This window comes from Erwinia rhapontici, assembly GCF_020683125.1.
Taxonomy (GTDB): Bacteria; Pseudomonadota; Gammaproteobacteria; order Enterobacterales; family Enterobacteriaceae; genus Erwinia; species Erwinia rhapontici.
Genome location: NZ_CP085627.1, coordinates 2,156,290 through 2,176,154 on the forward strand (window position 1 = coordinate 2,156,290; position 19,865 = coordinate 2,176,154).

The following is a 19,865-nucleotide window of genomic DNA, read 5'->3' on the forward strand; positions in this document are numbered from 1 at the left end:
TGCAAGTTATCTTGCAGTTGTTAAGACAAAATAACATGCATTTGTTCCACCAATGGCGGTGCAACGAGTGCTTTGGATAAAGGCGTCCAACCGCATGCATTACGCATGTCGGTGGACGCCTTTTTTTATGGTTTTTTTCAGGGCAAGGCAATGATGAGCAAAGAACAGAGCAACGTACCCGTGGTGAATACAGCGGTTGAGGCAGCAGATAAACCCACGCTGGTGGTGATTGGGCATGGCATGGTCGGCCAGCACTTCCTTGAGCAGATGGTCAGCCGACAGCTACAGCAGCAGTTCCATATTGTCGTGTATGGCGAAGAGCGCCATGTCGCTTATGACCGCGTGCATTTATCGGAATACTTTGCCGGGAAAGGGCACGCGGAACTCTCTCTGGTCCCCCCCGGATTTATTGAACAAAGCGGCATTGAACTGCGAACCGGGCGGCAGGTGGTCTCTATCGATTGCCAGCGGCGCCAGGTGCACGAAGCAGATGGTCGTGTTCAGGCGTACGACCAGCTCGTGCTGGCCAGCGGCTCCAGCCCATTTGTGCCACCGATCCCCGGCAGCGAACACGCGTCCTGTTTTGTTTACCGGACGCTGGACGACCTGGATTCCCTCGCCGCGAAGGCCACCGGGTCGACGCGTGGTGTGGTGATTGGCGGGGGCTTGCTGGGGCTGGAGGCGGCCAATGCACTGCAAAAACTGGGTCTGGAAACCGCGGTGGTCGAGCTTTCCTCGCGGCTGATGGCGGTGCAGTTGGATGAGGGGGGCGCTGCGATGCTGCGCCGGAAAATCGAAGCGCTGGGGGTTGCTGTTCATACCGGTAAGCAGAGCCAGAGCATTGACGCTCAGGAAGATGGCACGCTGCGGCTGAATTTTGCCGATGGCAGTGCCCTTGAGACCGATCTGATACTGTTTTCGGCCGGTATCCGCCCACGCGATCACCTGGCCGCTGCGGCAGGCCTGATGCTGGGCGAACGCGGTGGCGTGGTCATAGACGATTGCTGCCGGACGTCAGACCCAGCCGTCTGGGCCATCGGTGAGTGTGCTGTATGGCAGGGGCATCTCTATGGCCTGGTGGCTCCCGGCTATCAGATGGCGCGCGTGCTGGCGGCAACGCTGGCAGGAGAAGCCGCGGCATTTAGCGGGGCGGATATGAGTACTAAACTCAAGCTGCTGGGAGTCGAGGTGGCATCAATGGGGGATGCTCACGGAGAAACGGCGGGCAGCCAGAGCTATTACTGGACCAATGAACCCCGGGAAATCTATAAAAAGATTGTCGTTTCGGCTGACGGTAAAACGCTGCTGGGCGGCGTGCTGGTCGGTGACAGCAGCGAGTACAGCCTGCTGCTACAAATGATGCTGAACGGCATGGCGCTGCCTGATGCCCCTGAAAGTCTGATCCTGCCGCAGAGTGCCGGGGCTCCGTCGAAAGCGCTTGGCGTGGCGGCTCTGCCGGACAGCGCGCAGGTCTGCTCCTGTCATAACGTGACCAAAGGGGATATCTGCGCCGCGGTCAAAGCAGGATGCAGCGATATGGCATCGCTGAAAGCCAGCACCAAAGCGGCCACGGGCTGCGGCGGCTGTGCCGCGCTGGTCAAACAGGTCATGGAATACCAGTTGGCGGATCTGGGCGTAGAAGTGAAGAAAGATATCTGCGAGCACTTCCCGTGGTCACGTCAGGAGCTGTACTCACTGATTCGCATGGGCAATATCAAAAGCTTTGAAGAGTTGCTGGCGAAGCAGGGACGCGGCAACGGCTGTGAAATCTGTAAACCGCTGGTGGGATCGATGCTGGCCTCCTGCTGGAATGACTATCTGCTGACGCCCGCTTTGTTACCCCTGCAGGATACCAACGACCGTTATTTTGCCAATATCCAGAAGGACGGGACTTATTCGGTTGTACCCCGGATGCCGGCCGGTGAGGTCAGCGCAGAGGGGCTGATCGCCATCGGTGAAATTGCGCAAAAATACAATTTGTACTGCAAAGTCACCGGGGGCCAGCGTATCGATCTGTTTGGTGCCCGGCTGGAGCAGTTACCGGTTATCTGGCAGGCGCTGGTGGACGCAGGTTTTGAAACCGGGCATGCGTACGGCAAATCGCTGCGCACCGTGAAGTCCTGTGTCGGATCGACCTGGTGCCGCTACGGCGTGCAGGATTCAACCAGTTTCGCGACCCGGCTGGAAAACCGTTACAAGGGGCTGCGAACCCCCCATAAGTTTAAAATGGCCGTATCGGGGTGCACGCGCGAATGCGCAGAGGCCCAGAGTAAGGACATTGGCGTTATTGCCACCGACAAAGGCTGGAATCTGTACGTCTGCGGCAATGGCGGGATGAAGCCGCGTCATGCCGACCTGTTTGCCAGCGACCTGGATGCAGAAACACTGGTGCGCTATGTCGACCGTCTGCTGATGTTCTATATCCGTACTGCCGATCGTCTGCAACGAACCAGCGTATGGATGGATAACCTTGAAGGGGGGCTGGAGTATCTGCGTCAGGTGGTGATGGATGATGTGCTCGGGATTGCTGCCGAACTGGAGCAGGAGATGCAGCGCGTCGTTGACCGCTATCAGTGTGAATGGCAGACCACGCTGGCCAGCCCCGATCGTCTGGCGCTGTTCCGTCGCTCGGTAAATGACGTGCAGCCCACATCGCTGTGGAATAAGGTCTGCACCCTTAAGGAGATCCCCCCGCAGGCCGGGATCGGCGCGCACCTCGGCTCACAGGCGATAGCCCTGTTCCGGCTTGATGATACGGTTTACGCACTGGATGACCATGAACCAGGAACGGAAGCCAATGTGCTGTCGCGCGGGCTTTTGGGCGACAGTCAGGGTGAACCGCTGGTGATTTCGCCGTTATACAAACAGCGATTCCGACTGAAAGACGGACAGAGCCTGGACAACCCGGCGCTTTACCAGCGCTGCTGGCCAGTGAAAATTGAACAGGGGCTGGTCTGGGTTGCCAGCACGCCGCTGGTTCAGACTCCGGGCGACACCGCCCTGACAGTATGAGGCCGAAAATGACTGTAAAAATACCTGCTCTTGATCGTTTGCTGGCCGGGGGCTTCCCCCCCGGCCAGCAGGGAGATGTCTGGCTGGTGGGGGCCGGGCCGGGAGCCGTGGACCTGTTGACGGTGCGCGCGCTGCGTCTTATCGAAAAGGCTGAGGTGGTGGTCTGCGATCGGCTGGTCGGGCCGGATATTCTGGCACTGATCCCCCCAACGGCACTGAATATTGACGTGGGAAAAACGCCGGGTTTTCATGGCATGAAGCAGTCACAGATCAACCAATTGCTGGTGGATCTGGCCCGTGCCGGGCGGCAGGTGATCCGTCTTAAAGGCGGCGATCCCTTTATTTTCGGCCGGGGAGGGGAAGAGATGCAGTGGCTGCAACAGGCGGGAGTGACCTGCCATATTGTGCCCGGCATTACCGCCGCTACCGGCTGTGCGGCCGCCACTGGCATCCCGCTGACGCACCGCGACATGGCCCAGTCGGTGCGCTTTATCACCGGTCATGGACGTGACGGCAAACCCCAGCTTGACTGGGAAAGTTTACGTGATGCCCGCCAGACGCTGGTGTTTTATATGGGATTAACATGGTGTGAGGCATTAAGTGAGCAGATGATCCGGCACGGACGCGATGCGCATACGCCGGTAGCGATTATCGAGCGGGGCACACGTCACGATCAGCGCACCCACATTACCCGCCTTGACCGGCTGGCGCAGACGGTAGCGGAACGGCAGCCACAGTCACCGGGCCTGTTGATTGTCGGTGACGTGGTGCGTTTATACCGAACTGACGCCGATCAGGGCGCCACCAGCACCTTCACCCCCAGTGCTTCAAAGGCGTCAATAGACGCCTGAGTAATGCCGCTGTCGGTGATCAGATACTGGATTTTGCTCCATTCGCAGGGCAACGCAAACATCGACACCTTGTCGATTTTACTGGAGTCAGCCACCACGTAAACGGTGTTCGCAGAGTGGATCATGGCGCTTTTCACCTTGATATCCGTCTCGCTGGGAAAACTCAGACCGAGGCGGGGAGAAATGCAGGCCGTGGCGAGAAACAGCTTCTCCGCCAGCACGTTTTCAAAAAAACTGGCGGCCTTTTCACCTGACGTCGACAGGGTGGGGAACTTAAAGGTGCCGCCGGTCAGCAGGATATTAATCCCCGGCTCACCGCCCAGCTTCAGGGCAATATTCACGGCGTTGGTCACCACCGACAGGCGCCGGATGTGATTCATATGATTGGCGATCGCCGTCGTCGTGGTGCCCGAATCGAAAATGACCGTATCGCCGTTTTCGATATGCTGTGCCGCCAGACGCCCAATGGCATCTTTTGCGTCGAGATGGGTTTGCCGTTCCAGCAGCAATGCGCCGGTATTTTGCTTACCTGTAATCAATGTTGCACCGCCGTGATAACGCTGCACATACCCCTCTTTTTGCAGCATACGCAGGTCGGTACGGATAGTGGCTTCGGTCAGTCCGAAAGTCTCCGTCAGCATTTTTACCGTGACGGTGCCATCCTCACGGATCATCTCCAGGATCTTTTCCCGCCGTTGCTGCATATCAGCCAGTTGTTCATTTTTGCTTTTCAAGTCAATCACTCCCTTTGCCTGAATGCGGGTTGCCTGCCCCGTCAGCCGGGCTGTTGCGATAAATAGTAACCCTCGTCCGCATCAATTGCGAGATCTGCAAAAGTGACTTTCAATTTTCGAATGAAAGTCAAAAATTGCCATTCAATTGATTTAACTGATATTTAACATTGTCTTCATCGCAATACCCGCCGCGAATTCTCGCTATATTGCTGTTTTATAATGCATTAATGTTATTTTTGGCTTTTGTTTGAAATATGATCCACCCCACAATATGATTACAAACGATAGCGTATATTTTTATTCGAAAACGAAATTGCCGCTGTTGACTGTCATATCAACACGCTATCCGGCCCGCGGCGTCATAGATGAAGAGGTAATGATGGACTTTCAGGCAATCAAACAGACTGCGCGTCAGGCCCGGCGCTATGTACTGCAAATGAATCATCGGGCAGGCAAAGGTCATACCGGTGCCGACCTTTCTGAGGTGGATATCATCTGTACCTTATTTATGGCGGTGATGGATCGCAGCCGTCCGCGTCCCGATCAGGACCGTTTCATCCTCTCCAAAGGTCACGGGGCAGGCGGGTTGTATTGCAGCGCGGCTGCTATGGGCCTGATTGACCCGGCGATCCTCGACCAGTTTATGGGGGACGATACGCTGCTGGCGGGCCATCCCATCCATCAGAAGCTGCCAGAGCTGGTGGAAATTAACTCGGGTGGTTTAGGCCACGGGTTATCGATTGGTGTGGGTCTGGCGCTGGGCAACAAACTCTCTGGTCGTGCTGACCGTCGTGCTTTTGTCCTGCTCGGAGATGGTGAACTGGCGGAAGGTTCTAACTGGGAAGCAGCGATGTCGGCCAGTAAATTCAAACTGGAAAACCTGGTGGCGATTGTTGACCGTAACCGTTTGCAACTGGCCGGGAAAACCGAAGATATCATGCCGCTGGAGCCGCTGGCCGACAAATGGCTGGCATTCGGTTTCGAAGTCCTGGAGTGCAACGGGCACGATCCTGCCGCCATTGCCGCCGCCGCTAACCAACCCGGCATCGGTAAACCCCGCGTTATTTTAGCCAATACCGAAAAAGGGCACGGTATCTCGTTTATGGCCAACGTCCCGGCCTGGCATCACGCCGTACCTAATGATGAGCAACTGGCCCTTGGGCTGGCCGAGCTGGAGGATTAACCATGCAAGACTTACGTGACGCCGTGATTGCCACGCTGGTGGAAGCCCAGAATGAGGGAGCAGACCTCAGTGTCATGGTGGCCGACTCCACCTCAACATCAAAAATTGCCCCGTTTGAAAAAGCCTTCCCGGATCGGGTCATCAACGTGGGTATCGCTGAACAGAATATGGTGGGAATGGCGGCGGGAGTGGCACTGAGTGGCCGTACGGTATTCACCGCTAACGCTGCACCGTTTCTGTTTGCCCGCTCGAATGAGCAATTGAAAAATGATGTTTGTTACTCAGAAACTAACGTCAAGATGCTCGGCCTGAATGCCGGTTTTGCTTACGGTCCGTTGGGTGCCACGCACCACTGTACTAACGACATTGCTATCGCCCGTTCGATGGGCAACCTGCAAATTTTCGCGCCAGCAGATGCCATTCAGGCCAGCGCGATTGCCCGCCATGCCATCAGCCATAAAGGGCCGGTTTATATCCGTATGGACAGCGATAAAGTGCCGCTGCTGCATGATGCCGATTACCAGTTTGTGCCGGGTAAACCAGAGGTGTTACAGCAGGGTAAAGACACCGTGGTGTTCTGCCTGGGGACGCTGGCTCATGAAGCGCTGGCCGCAAAAGATGACAGCATCACCATCGTCTCACTGCCTTCTCTGTGGCCGCTGGACGAAGCGGCGGTCATCAAGCTGATTACCGCACACCGTCAGGTGATCACCATGGAAGAACATGTGTTGAGTGGCGGTCTGAGCAGCATTATCGGTGAGCTGCTGCATCAGCACAGCCTGCGCCAGCGCTTTATTCCGCTGGGTATCCCGCCGTATGAATTTACCCATAGCAGCAGTCGTGTTGCCCTGCGTCGCCAGTTCCGCATCGATGCTGAAGGCCTGCGCGCCACGTTAGAAAATCTTGTTGCCGCTTAAGGAGAGTCTGGAAATGAGTAACGAATATGACGTCAATCTGCGCTACGGCGTAGATATCAACGGGGATCTCAGTGGCAAGGTGGCCGTGGTCACCGGGGGGCTGGGGGGGATTGCGATGGCCAGCAATCAGATGCTGCTGGAGAAAGGCGCGAAGCTGGCACTGCTCTATCCGGCGTTTGAACAGAGCAAAGTGGCGGATATTGCCGGACAGTTCGCAGCCGATCGCGTCCAGTTTGTTCAGTGCGATGTCACTGACCCGGACTCTGTGGAGCAGGCAATAGCACAGGTTGAAGCGCACTATGGCCAGATCGATATTCTGGTGAACTGTGCGGGCTACGTGATGTTGCAGCCGGTACTGGAAACGGAATTTTCCGAGTGGCAGAAGCAGGTGGCAGTCAATCTGACCGGGCCATTCCTCTGTTCTCAGGCGGTGGCAAAACGCATGGTGAAAGCGGGTAAAGGCGGAAAGATCATCAATATTGCCTCGCAGGCGGCATCCATCGCTATCGATAACCATGTGGCCTATACCTCGGCGAAAGCCGGGCTGTTGGGGATGACCAAAGTGATGGCGAAAGAGTTTGCGCCCCACAAAATTAACGTGAATACCCTGTCGCCGACCGTGGTGCTGACGCCAATGGGCGAGAAAGCCTGGCGTGGGGAGAAAGGGGAGGCGATGAAGCAACTGATCCCAATGGGACGTTTTGCCTACACGGACGAAATTGCCGCCGCCGTGCTGTTTTTTGCCAGCAACGGTAGCGACATGATCACAGGCGCAGACCTGATGATCGATGGCGGTTTCACTATTTGGTAATACCGATTACTGCGCCAACACCAGAGAATTCGAGATGTTATCCCGACTGTCGGTCGTTGCAGCAAGGCGGTAAGTAAACGCAACTGCGGCATCCGATACCAAGGTTAAAAAGCTGTACCTACACATAACAACATAAGAGAACATCAAAATGAAAATGCGTTTAACTCTGTTAGCTCTAGCGACCGCCTGCTCCTTCTCTCATGCCGTTACTGCCGCAGAGAAAGGCACCATCATGATCCTCGTTAACTCGCTGGATAACCCGTACTACGCTTCTGAGGCCAAAGGGGCCAACCTGAAGGCACAGGAACTGGGTTACAAAACCACCGTGCTGTCCCACGGTGAAGATGTGAAAAAACAAAGCGAACTGATTGATGCCGCCATCGGTAAAAAAGTGCAGGGCATTATCCTCGATAACGCTGACTCCACAGCCAGCGTTGCCGCCATCAAAAAAGCCAAAGATGCCGGTATTCCTGTGGTGTTGATTAACCGTGAAATCCCGGTTGATGACGTCGCGCTGGAGCAGATCACCCACAACAACTTCCAGGCGGGTTCCGATGTGGCGAACGTTTTCGTTGAGAAGATGGGCGAGAAAGGCACCTATGCCGAACTGACCTGTAACCTGGCCGACAACAACTGCGTCACCCGTTCGAAATCCTTCCACCAGGTACTGGATCAGTACCCGGATATGAAAAGTGTGGCGAAGCAGGATGCGAAAGGCACCCTGATCGACGGTAAGCGCATTATGGACAGCATTCTCCAGGCGCACCCGGATGTAAAAGGGGTGATCTGTGGTAACGGTCCGGTGGCGCTGGGGGCCATTGCTGCCCTGAAAGCGGCCGGTCGTAGTGATGTGATTGTGGTGGGTATTGATGGCAGCAACGACGAACGTGATGCGGTCAAAGCCGGCACGCTGAAAGCCACCGTGATGTTGCAGGCGCAGGCGATCGCCGCGCAGGGCGTCACCGATATCGACAATTTCCTGCAGAAAGGCACCAAACCCGAGAAACAGCGCGTGATGTTCCGCGGCATCCTGATCAACCAGGACAACGCAGACAAAGTGCAGGACTTCAATTTCAAATCCTGAGTTAACGCTTCATAAGATGTGACTGCGCCCCCTGTGGGGGCGCAAAGGAGAGAATTATGTCCAGGCGAGTCTGGCTGGCAATGGCCACTTTAGCCCTCGGGGGCTGCCGTATTGTGTCACAGCAGGAGCTGGCCGATTTAAAAAATCCGCCCAACCCCGCGATGGCAAATGTCACCGCCACGTATCAGCAAAAAATCGTGCCACAAATTGTCAGCGAGGCAAAACCGCTCGACGAACTGATGAAGTCGCTGGCCACAGCAAAAGATTTTGATGCGGCCTGTAAACAGTGGGGATACCGCAGTCAGGATGAGAACCCGTGTGTGTTCAGCATCAAAATTCAGGGCACGGTTACTGAGGTGAACACCACCTCACGCAGTGGAAAAATGACCATTAAAGACGTCAGCGGCCAGCAGGTCGTGGTGCAGATTGGCCCGATCATTCGCGGTACCGCGCTGCGCGACGCTTATAAGGGGGCCAGCTATCAGGACTTCAACGATCAGGTGCTGTTTGGTGATTATGGTAAGGCGATCAATAACCTGGCGTCAGATGAGGTGAAAAAGCTGCAACCGAAAGTCGGTGAAAGCGTTGAGGTTGATGGGGTCTTCAGCAGTTGGGATGTGCCGCAAACACCACCGGATGTCACCCCGGCTCACGTGGTACGCAAGTAGAGGGCTCATGATGGCTGAATATCAAATCGACCCGCTGTTATCGCCGGATCAGCTGCCCGAAGTGGTGATTGAAACGCGTGATGTGTCGCGTATCTATCCTGGCGTGACCGCGCTGGACCAGGTGAACTACCGCGTGTATCGCAACAAGGTCAATGTATTAATCGGTGAGAACGGTGCCGGAAAATCCACCATGATGAAAATGCTGGCCGGAGTGGAAGTGCCGTCCTCCGGGCAGATTTTTCTCGACGGAGAACCCGTGTCGCTGCACTCGACCCAGCAGGCTGAGAAGCACGGGATCAGTATCATTTTTCAGGAACTGAATCTGTTCCCGAATATGAATGTGATGGACAACATCTTTATCGGTAATGAGTTTTTCCAGCGCGGCCGGATTAACGAAAAATATCAGTACCAGCTGGCGAAAGCCCTGCTGGAACGGCTGGAGCTGGATGTGGACCCTTATGCGCCGCTCGGTGAGCTGGGCATCGGTCACCAGCAGCTGGTGGAAATTGCGCGTGCACTGTCGAAAGACACCCGGGTACTGATTATGGATGAACCGACCTCGGCGCTCAGCCAGTCGGAAGTCAAAGTCCTGTTTAACGTGATTGCGGCGCTGAAGCGGCGTGGCGTCACCATTATCTATATCTCGCACCGTCTGGAAGAGCTGATGGAGATCGGCGATCACATCACCATCTTCCGTGACGGGCGTTTTATCAGCGAACGTGATGTGCGCGATGCCAGCGTGCCGTGGATCATCGCCCAGATGGTAGGCGATAAGAAAAAGCAGTTCGACTATGCCGCCGCAACGCAGGGAGAGGTGGTGCTGGACGTCAGCGGACTCACCGCGCTGCGTCAGGATGGTGGCTACAAGCTGAACGATGTGACGTTCTCACTGCGGAAAGGTGAAGTGGTGGGCATTTACGGCCTGCTGGGCGCCGGGCGTACCGAGCTGTTTAAAGGTCTGATAGGACTGATGGGCTGCCAGAGCGGCCGCGTGGTGTTGAACGGCGAAGTACTGGACAAGCGTGATTTTCAGTACCGATTGAAAAAGGGCATCGCGCTGGTGCCGGAAGACCGTAAAGGCGAGGGGATGATCGGCATGATGTCGATCAAAACCAATATGACCTTGAGCGATCTCAGTCTGCGCGGCTTTCGTCGGGCGCTGGGGCTGTTGCGTCCGCAGCAGGAGAGCGAAAAGGTGAACGACATGGTGCAACGCCTGGCGATCAAGGTCAGCGATACCGATCTGCCCATCACCTCTCTGAGCGGCGGTAATCAGCAAAAAGTGGTGCTGGGCAAGGCACTGATGACCGGCCCGGAAGTGGTGCTGCTGGATGAACCGACGCGGGGGATTGATGTCGGTGCCAAAACCGATGTGTATCAACTGATCGGCAAAATGGCCCAGGAGGGGCTGGCCGTGATGTTTTCGTCCTCGGAACTGGATGAGGTGATGGCGCTGGCCGACCGCATTTTGGTGATGGCGGATGGGCGTATTACCGCTGACCTGCTGCGTGCTGATGCCACGCGCGAAACGTTAATCACTGCGTCGACACCGCACGAATAAGCGGGCTTGAGGAAGAAAAAATGAATCAAAAATATCTGCTGTATATGTACCTGCTGAAAGCCAGAACGTTTATTGCCTTGCTGATTGTGGTGGGCTTTTTCAGTGTGATGGTGCCGAACTTCCTGACCCTGTCCAATGTGCTGATTATGACGCAGCACGTGGCGATCACCGGCCTGCTGGCGATTGGCATGACGCTGGTGATTCTGACGGGCGGGATTGACCTCTCCGTTGGGGCGGTGGCGGGCATTTGTGGAATGGTGGCCGGGGCGCTGCTGACCAGCGGTGTCCCTCTCTGGGGCGGACAGGTGTTGTTTCTTAACGTCCCGGAAGTGATCCTCGCGGTGGCGTTGTTCGGGGTGGTGCTGGGGTTGATCAACGGTACGGTGATCACCCGTCTTGGCGTCGCGCCCTTTATCTGTACGCTCGGCATGATGTATATCGCCCGCGGCGCGGCGCTGCTGTTTAACGACGGCAGCACCTACGCCAACCTGGTTGGCGTGCCGCAGTTGGGCAATACCGGGTTTTCACTGCTTGGTTCGGGCAGCTTCCTTGGCGTCTACTTTCCGATCTGGCTGATGATCGGTTTCCTGCTGATTGGGCTGTATATCACGCGTAAAACCCCGCTGGGCCGCTATATCTATGCGGCGGGTGGCAATGAATCTGCCGCCCGTCTGGCCGGTGTGCCGATTATCAAAGTGAAAGTCTTTGTCTACGCCTTTTCCGGTCTGTGTGCCGCGCTGGTCGGGCTGGTGGTGGCGTCGCAGCTGCAAACTGCGCATCCGATGACCGGGAATATGTTTGAGATGGATGCCATTGGGGCCACGGTGCTTGGTGGTACGGCACTGGCCGGGGGACGCGGACGTGTGTCCGGATCGATCATCGGTGCCTTTGTGATTGTCTTCCTGGCAGATGGCATGGTGATGATGGGCGTCAGCGATTTCTGGCAGATGGTGATCAAAGGGCTGGTGATTGTCACCGCCGTTGTCATCGACCAGTTCCAGCAGAAGCTGCAAAGCAAAGTGGTGTTGATGCGTCGCCATGAAAAAAAGCAGGCGGCCGCGCCGCTCTCTGAGGTCAGCCATGGCTAGAGAACTGATTGTTGCGCTGGATGAAGGGACCAGCAATGTGAAAGCGGTGGCGATTGATGCTCGCGGTGAAGTGGTGGCAAAAGCGTCCCGCCCGCTCACGGTTGCCACGCCGCAGCCGGGCTGGGTTGAACAGGATGGGCTCACGCTGCTTAACGCATCGCTGACGGTGCTGCGCGAAGTGCTCAACACCGTGGGCGAAAATCGGGTGGCGGCACTGGCCATCAGCAATCAGCGCGAGACGGCCATCGGCTGGGAGCGCCACAGTGGTCGCCCTATTGGGCCTGCGCTGACCTGGCAGTGTTCACGCTCAGGTGTCTTCTGCGATCGGCTCAAACGCGATAATCAGGAGGGGCTGATCCGTGCCATTACCGGGTTACCGGTGGCACCGCTGTTTTCAGCATCGAAAATGCGCTGGCTGCTGGATAACACGCCGGAGGGGCATTCGCGTGCCGACAGCGGCGAGATTTGCCTCGGTACCATCGATGCCTGGCTGCTATGGAACCTGAGCGGCGGGCAGCAGTTCCGCTGCGATACCTCGAATGCATCACGTACCCAGCTGTTAAATCTGCACAGCGGCGGCTGGGATGAATCGATGCTGGCGCTGTTTGGCATCCCGCGTGCCGCGCTGCCGGAAATTTGCCCCTCAGGTAGCCTGTTTGGCGTGACCCTCGGTCTGGCCGGTATTCCCGATGGGCTGCCCATCATGGCCATGGTCGGGGATTCCCATGCCGCATTGTACGGTCACGGACTGGGGGCACCGGGCGGGGTGAAAGCCACCTATGGCACCGGATCGTCGGTGATGGCACCTCTGGGCCAGGCGGATACCAGTATCACCTCGCTGGCAACCACCGTGGCCTGGCATGATGGCCAGCGGCTGGTTTACGGTCTTGAAGGCAATATTCCTCATACCGGGGACGGCGTGGCGTGGATGGCGCAGGCGACCGGACTGACCGATGGTAAAGGTCTGGTGCTGAGCCGCGCGCTACATGAGCTGCCCGCCAGTATCGATTCGACTCTCGGCGTCTATTTTGTTCCGGCGCTGACCGGAACCGGCGCTCCCTGGTGGGATGACCAGGCGCGCGGCGTGATTTGTGGGCTCAGCCGGGGCGTAACGCCAGCACATTTGATCCGTGCGTCACTGGAAGCGATTGCCTACCAGATTGCCGATGTGATTGAGGCCATGCGCCTTCACCCGGGATTCCGTCTGGAGACACTGATGGTGGATGGTGGCCCCACACAAAATCCGTGGCTGATGCAGTTTCAGGCTGATCTGTTGGGTTGCCCGGTGGCCCGCAGCAGTACGCCAGAGCTGTCGGCGCTCGGTGCCGGGCTACTGGCACGACGGACGCTCGGCCAGCTTAATGACGAACAACTGCTGGCGCTGATACCAGAACATGATCTCTGGCAGCCCGATCCGGGCCGCCATGAACGTTGCCAACAGAGCTGGCTGGGCTGGCAGGATGCGGTGAAACGTACCCTGTGGCAGCCGTCGCGTTAACTGCCGTGCAGTGTGGTTTGGTCGGGCGAGGCATGCCTCGCCCCTACAACACAGAAGGCTGTTACGGCCAGGCACCGAATTCCGTAGGGGTCAGGCATGCCTGCCCGCTCCTACAACACCGAATGGCGTCACAGCTTTGTATCGAATTCCGTAGGGGTCAGGCATGCCTGCCCGCCCCTACAACACAGAATGGCGTCACAGCTTTGTACCGAATTCCGTAGGGGTCAGGCACGCCTGCCCGCCCCTACAACACAAAATGGCGTCACAGCTTTGTACCGAATTCCGTAGGGGTCAGGCACGCCTGACCCGCCCCTACAACACAGAATGGCTTCACAGCTTTGTACCGAATTCCGTAGGGGTCAGGCATGCCTGACCCGTCATAAAGGAGCAACAGATGAAACGTAATTTCAGTAATAAAACCGTGGTGATCACGGGAGCATGTCGCGGTATTGGGGCGGGTATTGCCGAACGTTTTGCCAGAGACGGTGCAAACCTGGTGATGGTCTCCAACGCCGAGCGCGTGTTTGAAACCGCTGATCGGATAAAAGCCGCCTGGGGCAGTGAGATTCTGGCATTGCAGGTGGATGTCACCGATGAAGAGCAGGTGCAGGGGTTGTATCGCCAGGCTGCGGAACGTTTCGGGACGATTGACGTGTCGATCCAGAACGCCGGAGTGATCACCATCGACACGTTCGACAAAATGCCCAAAGCTGACTTCGATAAAATCCTTGCGGTGAATACCACGGGCGTCTGGCTTTGCTGCCGCGAAGCCGCGAAGTATATGGTGAAACAGCAGTCCGGTAGCCTGATCAATACATCGTCAGGGCAGGGGCGTCAGGGCTTTATCTATACGCCGCATTATGCCGCCAGCAAGATGGGAGTGATCGGGATTACGCAGAGCCTGTCACAGGAGCTGGCACCGTGGAATATCACCGTCAACGCGTTTTGTCCCGGCATTATCGAAAGCGAAATGTGGGATTACAATGACCGCGTATGGGGTGAAATCCTTAGTACCGACAGTAAAAAATATGGCAAAGGCGAGCTGATGGCGGAATGGGTGCAGGGTATTCCGTTAAAACGCGCGGGGCAGCCGGACGATGTTGCCGGGCTGGTGGCTTTCCTCGCCTCTGATGATGCACGCTATATTACCGGGCAGACGATCAACGTCGACGGTGGTCTGATTATGTCCTGATGCGTTGCGGTGGCCGATTTTGTTCCATTCGTGCCACCGTCATTCTGCTCCGCCGAAAAGTCTTTATACTCTCTCCGGTCATGCACTACTCGGCGAAAAGTCGTCTTCGCCTGCCTGACACATGCTGACATTTATCTACGGGATCACAGGATGATCCCGGTCACCTGACGAGTAGAGCAACATGAAATACTTCATTTTATTGATGTGGATAATTACCGTACTGTATGTGCACTGGAGAGGGAAGGTTCGTTACGGTTTCTGGCGTCAGCTGGCTGACCATTCTACCTTTGTCGCTCCCCTTAACTGTTTTATGTATCTGTTTTCCCGCATTCCCACCACGCCCTTTCTTTCACCTCATCACTTCCCCGAGCTTGCTGAGCTGCGTGACAACTGGCAGTCGATTCGTGACGAAGGCGAGGCGCTGCTGGCGTCAGAGCAGATTAAAGCCTCGGACCGCTATAACGATGCCGGGTTTAACTCGTTTTTTAGAACCGGTTGGAAACGCTTTTATCTGAAATGGTATGACGAGGCACATCCCTCTGCGATGTCTCTCTGCCCGCGTACCACCGCGCTGTTGCGCGGTATTCCATCGATCAAAGCCGCCATGTTTGCCTCACTCCCGGACGGCAGCCGCCTGCCGCGCCACCGCGATCCGTATGCCGGATCGCTGCGCTACCACCTTGGCTTGATCACCCCGAATGATGACCGCTGCTTTATTGAAGTGGATGGTGAACGTTACAGCTGGCGTGACGGCGAGGGTGTGGTGTTTGATGAAACCTATATTCACTATGCTGAGAATCACAGCGGGCAGCCTCGATTGATCCTGTTTTGCGATATTGAGCGGCCGATGATCTGGCGCTGGACGCAGGCAGTGAATCACTGGCTTGGCCGTCATCTGGTGGGGGCGGCTGCGGCCCCCAATAATAACGGTGACCGTACCGGGGGCATTAACCGGGTGTTCAAATACCTCTATGCGGTGCGCAAGGTCGGGAAACGCCTGAAGGCGTGGAATAAGCCGATATATTATGTGATCAAATGGCTGCTGTTCGGTGGTATCGCTGTCTTGATCTGGCGAGCACTGTAAGTTTTTGGGCGGTCCTTCGCGCGGGCCGCCCGATTTTCGCGTTGGGAAGGGATTCTGTGCTAAGGTTAGTTGTATGATTTTGTGAACAAACTCACACTCGCGCAGATAAAAAATATTGCTTTGAGCTTATGATTCTATTTAGTCGTTATTTGTCCCACGTTTCCAGCCTGATGTTTTCCCTTGCCGTGATCGGCCTGCCGATCACGGCGGCACGTGCTTTTGATGATTCCACACGCGTACCCGATGCTCCCTTTGATGATCCCGGTCGTTTCCGGCAGATGCAGCAACAGCTGCCGGGTATGGGTATCACCGATCATGATAACGGGCTGGCACAGAAAATCGCTGAGGCGGCAAAAAGCATCGGTGAAGCCAGCATGAACAACGACAGTGATAAATCGCTGCGTGAGGAAGCCGGTCAGTGGGCGTTTAATCAGTTCCGTACTGCCGCCAGCGAGCGTGCCGCCAGTGAAGGTGAACTGCTTCTGTCACCTTATGGCCGCGCCAGCGTGTCGCTGGCCGTAGATGATGCCGGGAGTTTTAATGGCACCTCCGCTCAGTTGATGACGCCGTGGCAGGACAATTATCAGTATCTGACTTTCAGCCAGTTAGGGGTGGAGCAAACGGAATATGGCACTGTAGGCAACGCCGGGCTGGGCCAGCGTTGGATCGCCGGGAGCTGGCGTGTGGGGTATAACGCGTTCGTTGACGATGTGCTCACTACCCACCAGCAGCGCGGTTCTCTGGGGGCAGAAGCCTGGGGAGAGTATCTGCGTTTTTCCGCCAATTATTATCATCCGCTATCGGGCTGGCGCAATCGCAACAGCACGACGCAGATGCGGATGGCGCGCGGTTATGACATCACTACACAGGGCTATCTGCCCTTTTACCGCCAGTTAGGGGTTAGCCTGAGTTACGAGCAGTATCTCGGCAATCATATCGATCTGTTTAACAGTGGCAATGCAACGGCAAACCCGACGGCGGTTTCCCTGGGCGTTAATTACACGCCAGTGCCGCTGTTTACCCTCTCTGCCAGCCATAAAGAAGGCGATGGCGGAGAGTCACAGGACCAGTTTGCGTTGAAGATGAATTACCGCATTGGTGTGGCGCTGAGCCAGCAGCTTTCGGCCAGCAATGTCGCGGCGGCGAAGTCGTTAAGCGGGAGCCGTTACGATCAGGTTAACCGCAATAATTCCCCGGTGATGGAGTTCCGCCAGCGTAAAACGCTGTCAGTCTTCCTCGCCACGCCACCGTGGCAGGTGCAGCCGGGTGAAACACTGGCGCTGAAATTACAGGTCCGTAACAGCAATGCGATTAAAGCGGTGAGCTGGCAGGGGGATACGCAGGCATTGAGCCTGACGCCTCCGGCAGATAATGCCAGCCCTAACGGCTGGAGTATTATCGCTCCGGCCTGGGACAGCAGCGAAGGGGCCAGCAATGAATATCATCTGTCGGTCACGCTGGAAGACAGTAAGCAGCAGCGCGTGACCTCTAACTGGATCACGCTAAAACTGGCGCAACCTGTCACGTTACAGCCTGCGGATACCGGGAGTTTCGACCTGATGTCCCCCTGAATACAGGGGATTCTGCTATCCGCTGAAAACGTGATTTTTGTCAATACGCTGCCTCGAAATATATGTGACTAAAGTCACAAAAAACCACTTCTCAGGCGCGAGGATTTTCTGCACAATCTGCGAAAAATCTCACTCGCCTGCACATCATGATCATCCGTCCTAATAGTCACTGGTTTATCCGCCTGTTCGCCTGGCACGGTTCGGTTTTACCCGGAATCTGGTTCCGCTTAACGCTTAATCTGCTGATGTCCCTGATCGCTATTTTCTGTCTCGACTGGTATGAAACGCTGGGTATCAAGCTGACGCTGGCACCATTCAGCCTGCTTGGGGTTTCCATTGCGGTATTTTTGGGTTTTCGTAACAGCGTCTGCTTTGGCCGCTTTATTGAAGCACGTATGTTCTGGGGCAATCTGCTGATTGCCTGCCGCACGTTACAACGTCTGGCACTGGCGATTTCGCCCGCTGATGCGCCGCGTGTCACATCGTTGTTGCTGGCGTTTTCTTACAGCCTCAAGCATCAGTTGCGCCACAGTGATGCCCGTGAGGATCTGCGTCGTTACCTTGGGGATGAAGCGGATGAAGTGCTGAAACGTCGTTCGCCGACCAATTTCATTGAGCTGCAACTGTCGCAGTGGCTGGCCGACCAGCGCCGCCGCGGTAACCTGTCCGACATTCTCTATATGCACATGGACAGCAATATTAATCAGCTGTCACAGGTGCTGGGCGGATGTGAGCGTCTGGCGAGTATGCCCGTGCCGTTTGCCTATGGTTTGCTGCTGCACAGAACGGTATATCTGTTCTGTACGCTGTTGCCGTTTGCGCTGGTGCCGGATTTACACTACATGACACCGTTGGTGTCGGTGTTTATTGCTTATACCTTCCTGTCGCTGGATACGCTGGCGGAAGAGCTGGAGATGCCGTTTGGTTTTGCCAACAACCATCTGCCGCTGGATGCGATGTGTACCAATATTGAGATTAATCTTCGGGAAATGAATCTGGAAGAGGAGTTGCCGGATACGCCACGGCCGGACTGTCGTTATCGGTTGACGTGAGGGATTTGCTGGCGGGTGGGTCGGTCGGCTTCAGGTATGGGGTCAGTTTGAGCACGGCGGATCGGCAAAAACGCCTCCGTGCGTGTCTCGGCTCGCGGCATCCCTGCCGCGTGACGTCCGGCTTAATCAAACTGCCCTCATCCCCGCAAGAGCGTGCCCGCTGTCAGTGTTAAACCCTGCCTGTTTTGGTCAGGTTTCCCCATCAGAATTGATAGTTCAGACCCACACCCGCCACATCATCATCCGCCAGCGCTAACGGATTGTTCTCCTTCAGCAGGTTGAATTTGTACTCGGCATACACCAGGAAGTTTTTGTTGAAGTAGTAGTTCGCACCCGCAGAGGCATATTTGATGATATCGGCATCACCCACGTTCTCAATGTCTTTACCGCGTGAGTTGACATAGGCGAGAGAAGGGCGGAAGCCATTCAGGAACTGATACTGTGCGATGGCTTCAAAATTCACCGCTTTGTTAGCAAAGCCACCTGTAATTGGCGTGGCGTTGTGCGTGTTACCGTACATCGCGGCCAGGTAAATTTGGTTGGCATCATATTTGATTGCCGTTGCCCAGTGCTCTGCGCGATCACCTTTACCGAAGGTGGCATTGTTTTGTGTTCCGGTACGGCCCAGATTGGCATAGCTGCCGACAACGCCGAAACCAGAATCGGCCGTCCAGCTGACCGATGTGGCATAACCATCGCCATTTGAACGACGCACGGCGTTGCCATCGGGGCGTTCATTTTTACCCTGATACTGCACCGCAACGTTCAGACCGTCGACCAGACCGAAGAAATTCGTATTACGCCAGGTCGCGACACCGGTAGCACGGGTTGAGAGGAACACATCGGCATAACCGGAATCACCGCCGAATTTAGGCAGCATATCGGTCCAGGCCAGCGCATCGTACACCAGGCCATAGTTCCGACCGTAGTCGAATGAACCCCATTTACCGTACTTCAGGCCGGCGAAACCAAGGCGGGTTTTATCGCCGCTTAATGCATCCGACCCTTCAGATTTATTCAACTGGAAGTTGTACTGCCATTGCCCATAACCCGTTAACTCATCGCTGATCTTCGTTTCACCTTTGAAACCGAAGCGCGCATAAGACACGTCACCATCGTTATTGATGTCATCCGAGAACAGGTGCCCGACGTTGATCTTGCCGTTCAGGTCCAGTTTATTGCCATCTTTATTGTAGATTTCGGCAGCCTGGGCCGCAGTGGAAGCCAGTAATGCAGATACCGTTAAAGCCAGAAAATAATGCTTCATCATTAAATAATCCCTGTTCTTAAAATTTATAATGTTTTGTCAAATCGTGCGGAATGGAAAATTACACAGATAAGTGTGTCATAAAAACCAAATATTGGTAACAAAATGTAATATCAGCTTTTAGCCCAGATAAATGAAAACCAGTGCAATGCATTTTCATTTTTACTTCTGTCTGTATTTTATACGGACACTCTCGCCCTGTGTATGATTTATTTAATTTATTTTATTTTAAATCAATAGTTTACAGTTATTTTAACTATAGAGTTTCTTTATGTATGGATAATTTTATCTT

15 protein-coding genes and 1 pseudogene are annotated in these 19,865 nt (G+C 55.5%); 14 read left to right on the top strand and 2 right to left on the bottom strand.

The genetic code is table 11. The features are described 5' to 3' along the window. Positions 1–201: 201 nt before the first annotated feature. Together nirB and cobA are read left to right on the top strand one after the other, a co-directional pair. Positions 202–3,012 (top strand): annotated as a pseudogene (gene nirB / locus LJN55_RS10170) (nitrite reductase large subunit NirB); the annotation flags it as partial. Positions 3,013–3,020: 8 nt separating this feature from the next. Then, complete coding sequence (gene cobA / locus LJN55_RS10175; protein WP_159337234.1) at positions 3,021–3,863, top strand: uroporphyrinogen-III C-methyltransferase; 843 nt, start codon at positions 3,021–3,023, stop codon at positions 3,861–3,863. Here cobA and LJN55_RS10180 read toward each other — a convergent pair. Continuing rightward, a complete protein-coding gene (locus LJN55_RS10180; RefSeq protein ID WP_159337233.1) occupies positions 3,806–4,597 on the bottom strand; it encodes a DeoR/GlpR family DNA-binding transcription regulator in 792 nt (263 codons plus the stop codon). The two genes, cobA and LJN55_RS10180, sit on opposite strands and share 58 nt — an antisense overlap. 379 nt (positions 4,598–4,976) lie before the next feature. Between LJN55_RS10180 and LJN55_RS10185 the strand changes: the two genes are divergently transcribed. The 12 genes from LJN55_RS10185 to LJN55_RS10240 all read left to right on the top strand — a co-directional run bounded on the left by LJN55_RS10185 (position 4,977) and on the right by LJN55_RS10240 (position 18,306). Next, complete coding sequence (locus tag LJN55_RS10185) at positions 4,977–5,780, top strand: transketolase (RefSeq protein WP_133845475.1); 804 nt, start codon at positions 4,977–4,979, stop codon at positions 5,778–5,780. Between the two features lie 2 nt (positions 5,781–5,782). Then, positions 5,783–6,697, top strand: coding sequence for a transketolase family protein (locus tag LJN55_RS10190; protein ID WP_133845372.1), 915 nt, complete (start codon positions 5,783–5,785; stop codon positions 6,695–6,697). A 13-nt stretch (positions 6,698–6,710) separates the two neighbouring features. Beyond that, positions 6,711–7,508: a GolD/DthD family dehydrogenase gene (locus LJN55_RS10195; RefSeq protein ID WP_227536193.1), complete on the top strand. Its 798-nt coding sequence runs from the start codon at positions 6,711–6,713 to the stop codon at positions 7,506–7,508. Between the two features lie 148 nt (positions 7,509–7,656). Next, on the top strand, positions 7,657–8,592 hold the full coding sequence (locus LJN55_RS10200; RefSeq protein WP_133845369.1) for a D-ribose ABC transporter substrate-binding protein: 936 nt from the start codon (positions 7,657–7,659) through the stop codon (positions 8,590–8,592). Between the two features lie 56 nt (positions 8,593–8,648). Continuing rightward, positions 8,649–9,260, top strand: coding sequence for a DUF2291 family protein (locus LJN55_RS10205; RefSeq protein WP_227536194.1), 612 nt, complete (start codon positions 8,649–8,651; stop codon positions 9,258–9,260). A gap of 10 nt (positions 9,261–9,270) precedes the next feature. After that, positions 9,271–10,821: a sugar ABC transporter ATP-binding protein gene (locus LJN55_RS10210; RefSeq protein WP_374760127.1), complete on the top strand. Its 1,551-nt coding sequence runs from the start codon at positions 9,271–9,273 to the stop codon at positions 10,819–10,821. A gap of 20 nt (positions 10,822–10,841) precedes the next feature. Then, the gene (locus tag LJN55_RS10215) at positions 10,842–11,909 is read left to right on the top strand and encodes an ABC transporter permease (RefSeq protein ID WP_133845363.1); all 1,068 of its coding nucleotides are present in this window, start codon (positions 10,842–10,844) and stop codon (positions 11,907–11,909) included. Further along, entirely contained in the window at positions 11,902–13,407 is a 1,506-nt protein-coding gene (locus tag LJN55_RS10220) for an FGGY family carbohydrate kinase (protein ID WP_159337230.1), read from the top strand. The genes LJN55_RS10215 and LJN55_RS10220 overlap by 8 nt, the downstream gene beginning before the upstream one ends. A gap of 394 nt (positions 13,408–13,801) precedes the next feature. Continuing rightward, positions 13,802–14,599, top strand: coding sequence for an SDR family oxidoreductase (locus LJN55_RS10225; protein WP_133845358.1), 798 nt, complete (start codon positions 13,802–13,804; stop codon positions 14,597–14,599). 181 nt (positions 14,600–14,780) lie between these two features. Then, complete coding sequence (gene lpxO, locus LJN55_RS10230; RefSeq protein ID WP_167864586.1) at positions 14,781–15,683, top strand: lipid A hydroxylase LpxO; 903 nt, start codon at positions 14,781–14,783, stop codon at positions 15,681–15,683. A 128-nt stretch (positions 15,684–15,811) separates the two neighbouring features. Then, positions 15,812–17,254, top strand: a complete 1,443-nt coding sequence (locus tag LJN55_RS10235) for a YchO/YchP family invasin (protein ID WP_227536195.1) — start codon at positions 15,812–15,814, stop codon at positions 17,252–17,254. 146 nt (positions 17,255–17,400) lie between these two features. Further along, positions 17,401–18,306, top strand: a complete 906-nt coding sequence (locus tag LJN55_RS10240; protein WP_133845352.1) for a bestrophin family protein — start codon at positions 17,401–17,403, stop codon at positions 18,304–18,306. A gap of 202 nt (positions 18,307–18,508) precedes the next feature. Here LJN55_RS10240 and LJN55_RS10245 read toward each other — a convergent pair whose 3' ends face one another. Continuing rightward, positions 18,509–19,576 carry a porin gene (locus LJN55_RS10245; protein WP_320443522.1) on the bottom strand — a complete coding sequence of 356 codons (1,068 nt, stop codon included), beginning with the start codon at positions 19,574–19,576 and terminating at the stop codon, positions 18,509–18,511. Positions 19,577–19,865 lie beyond the last annotated feature (289 nt).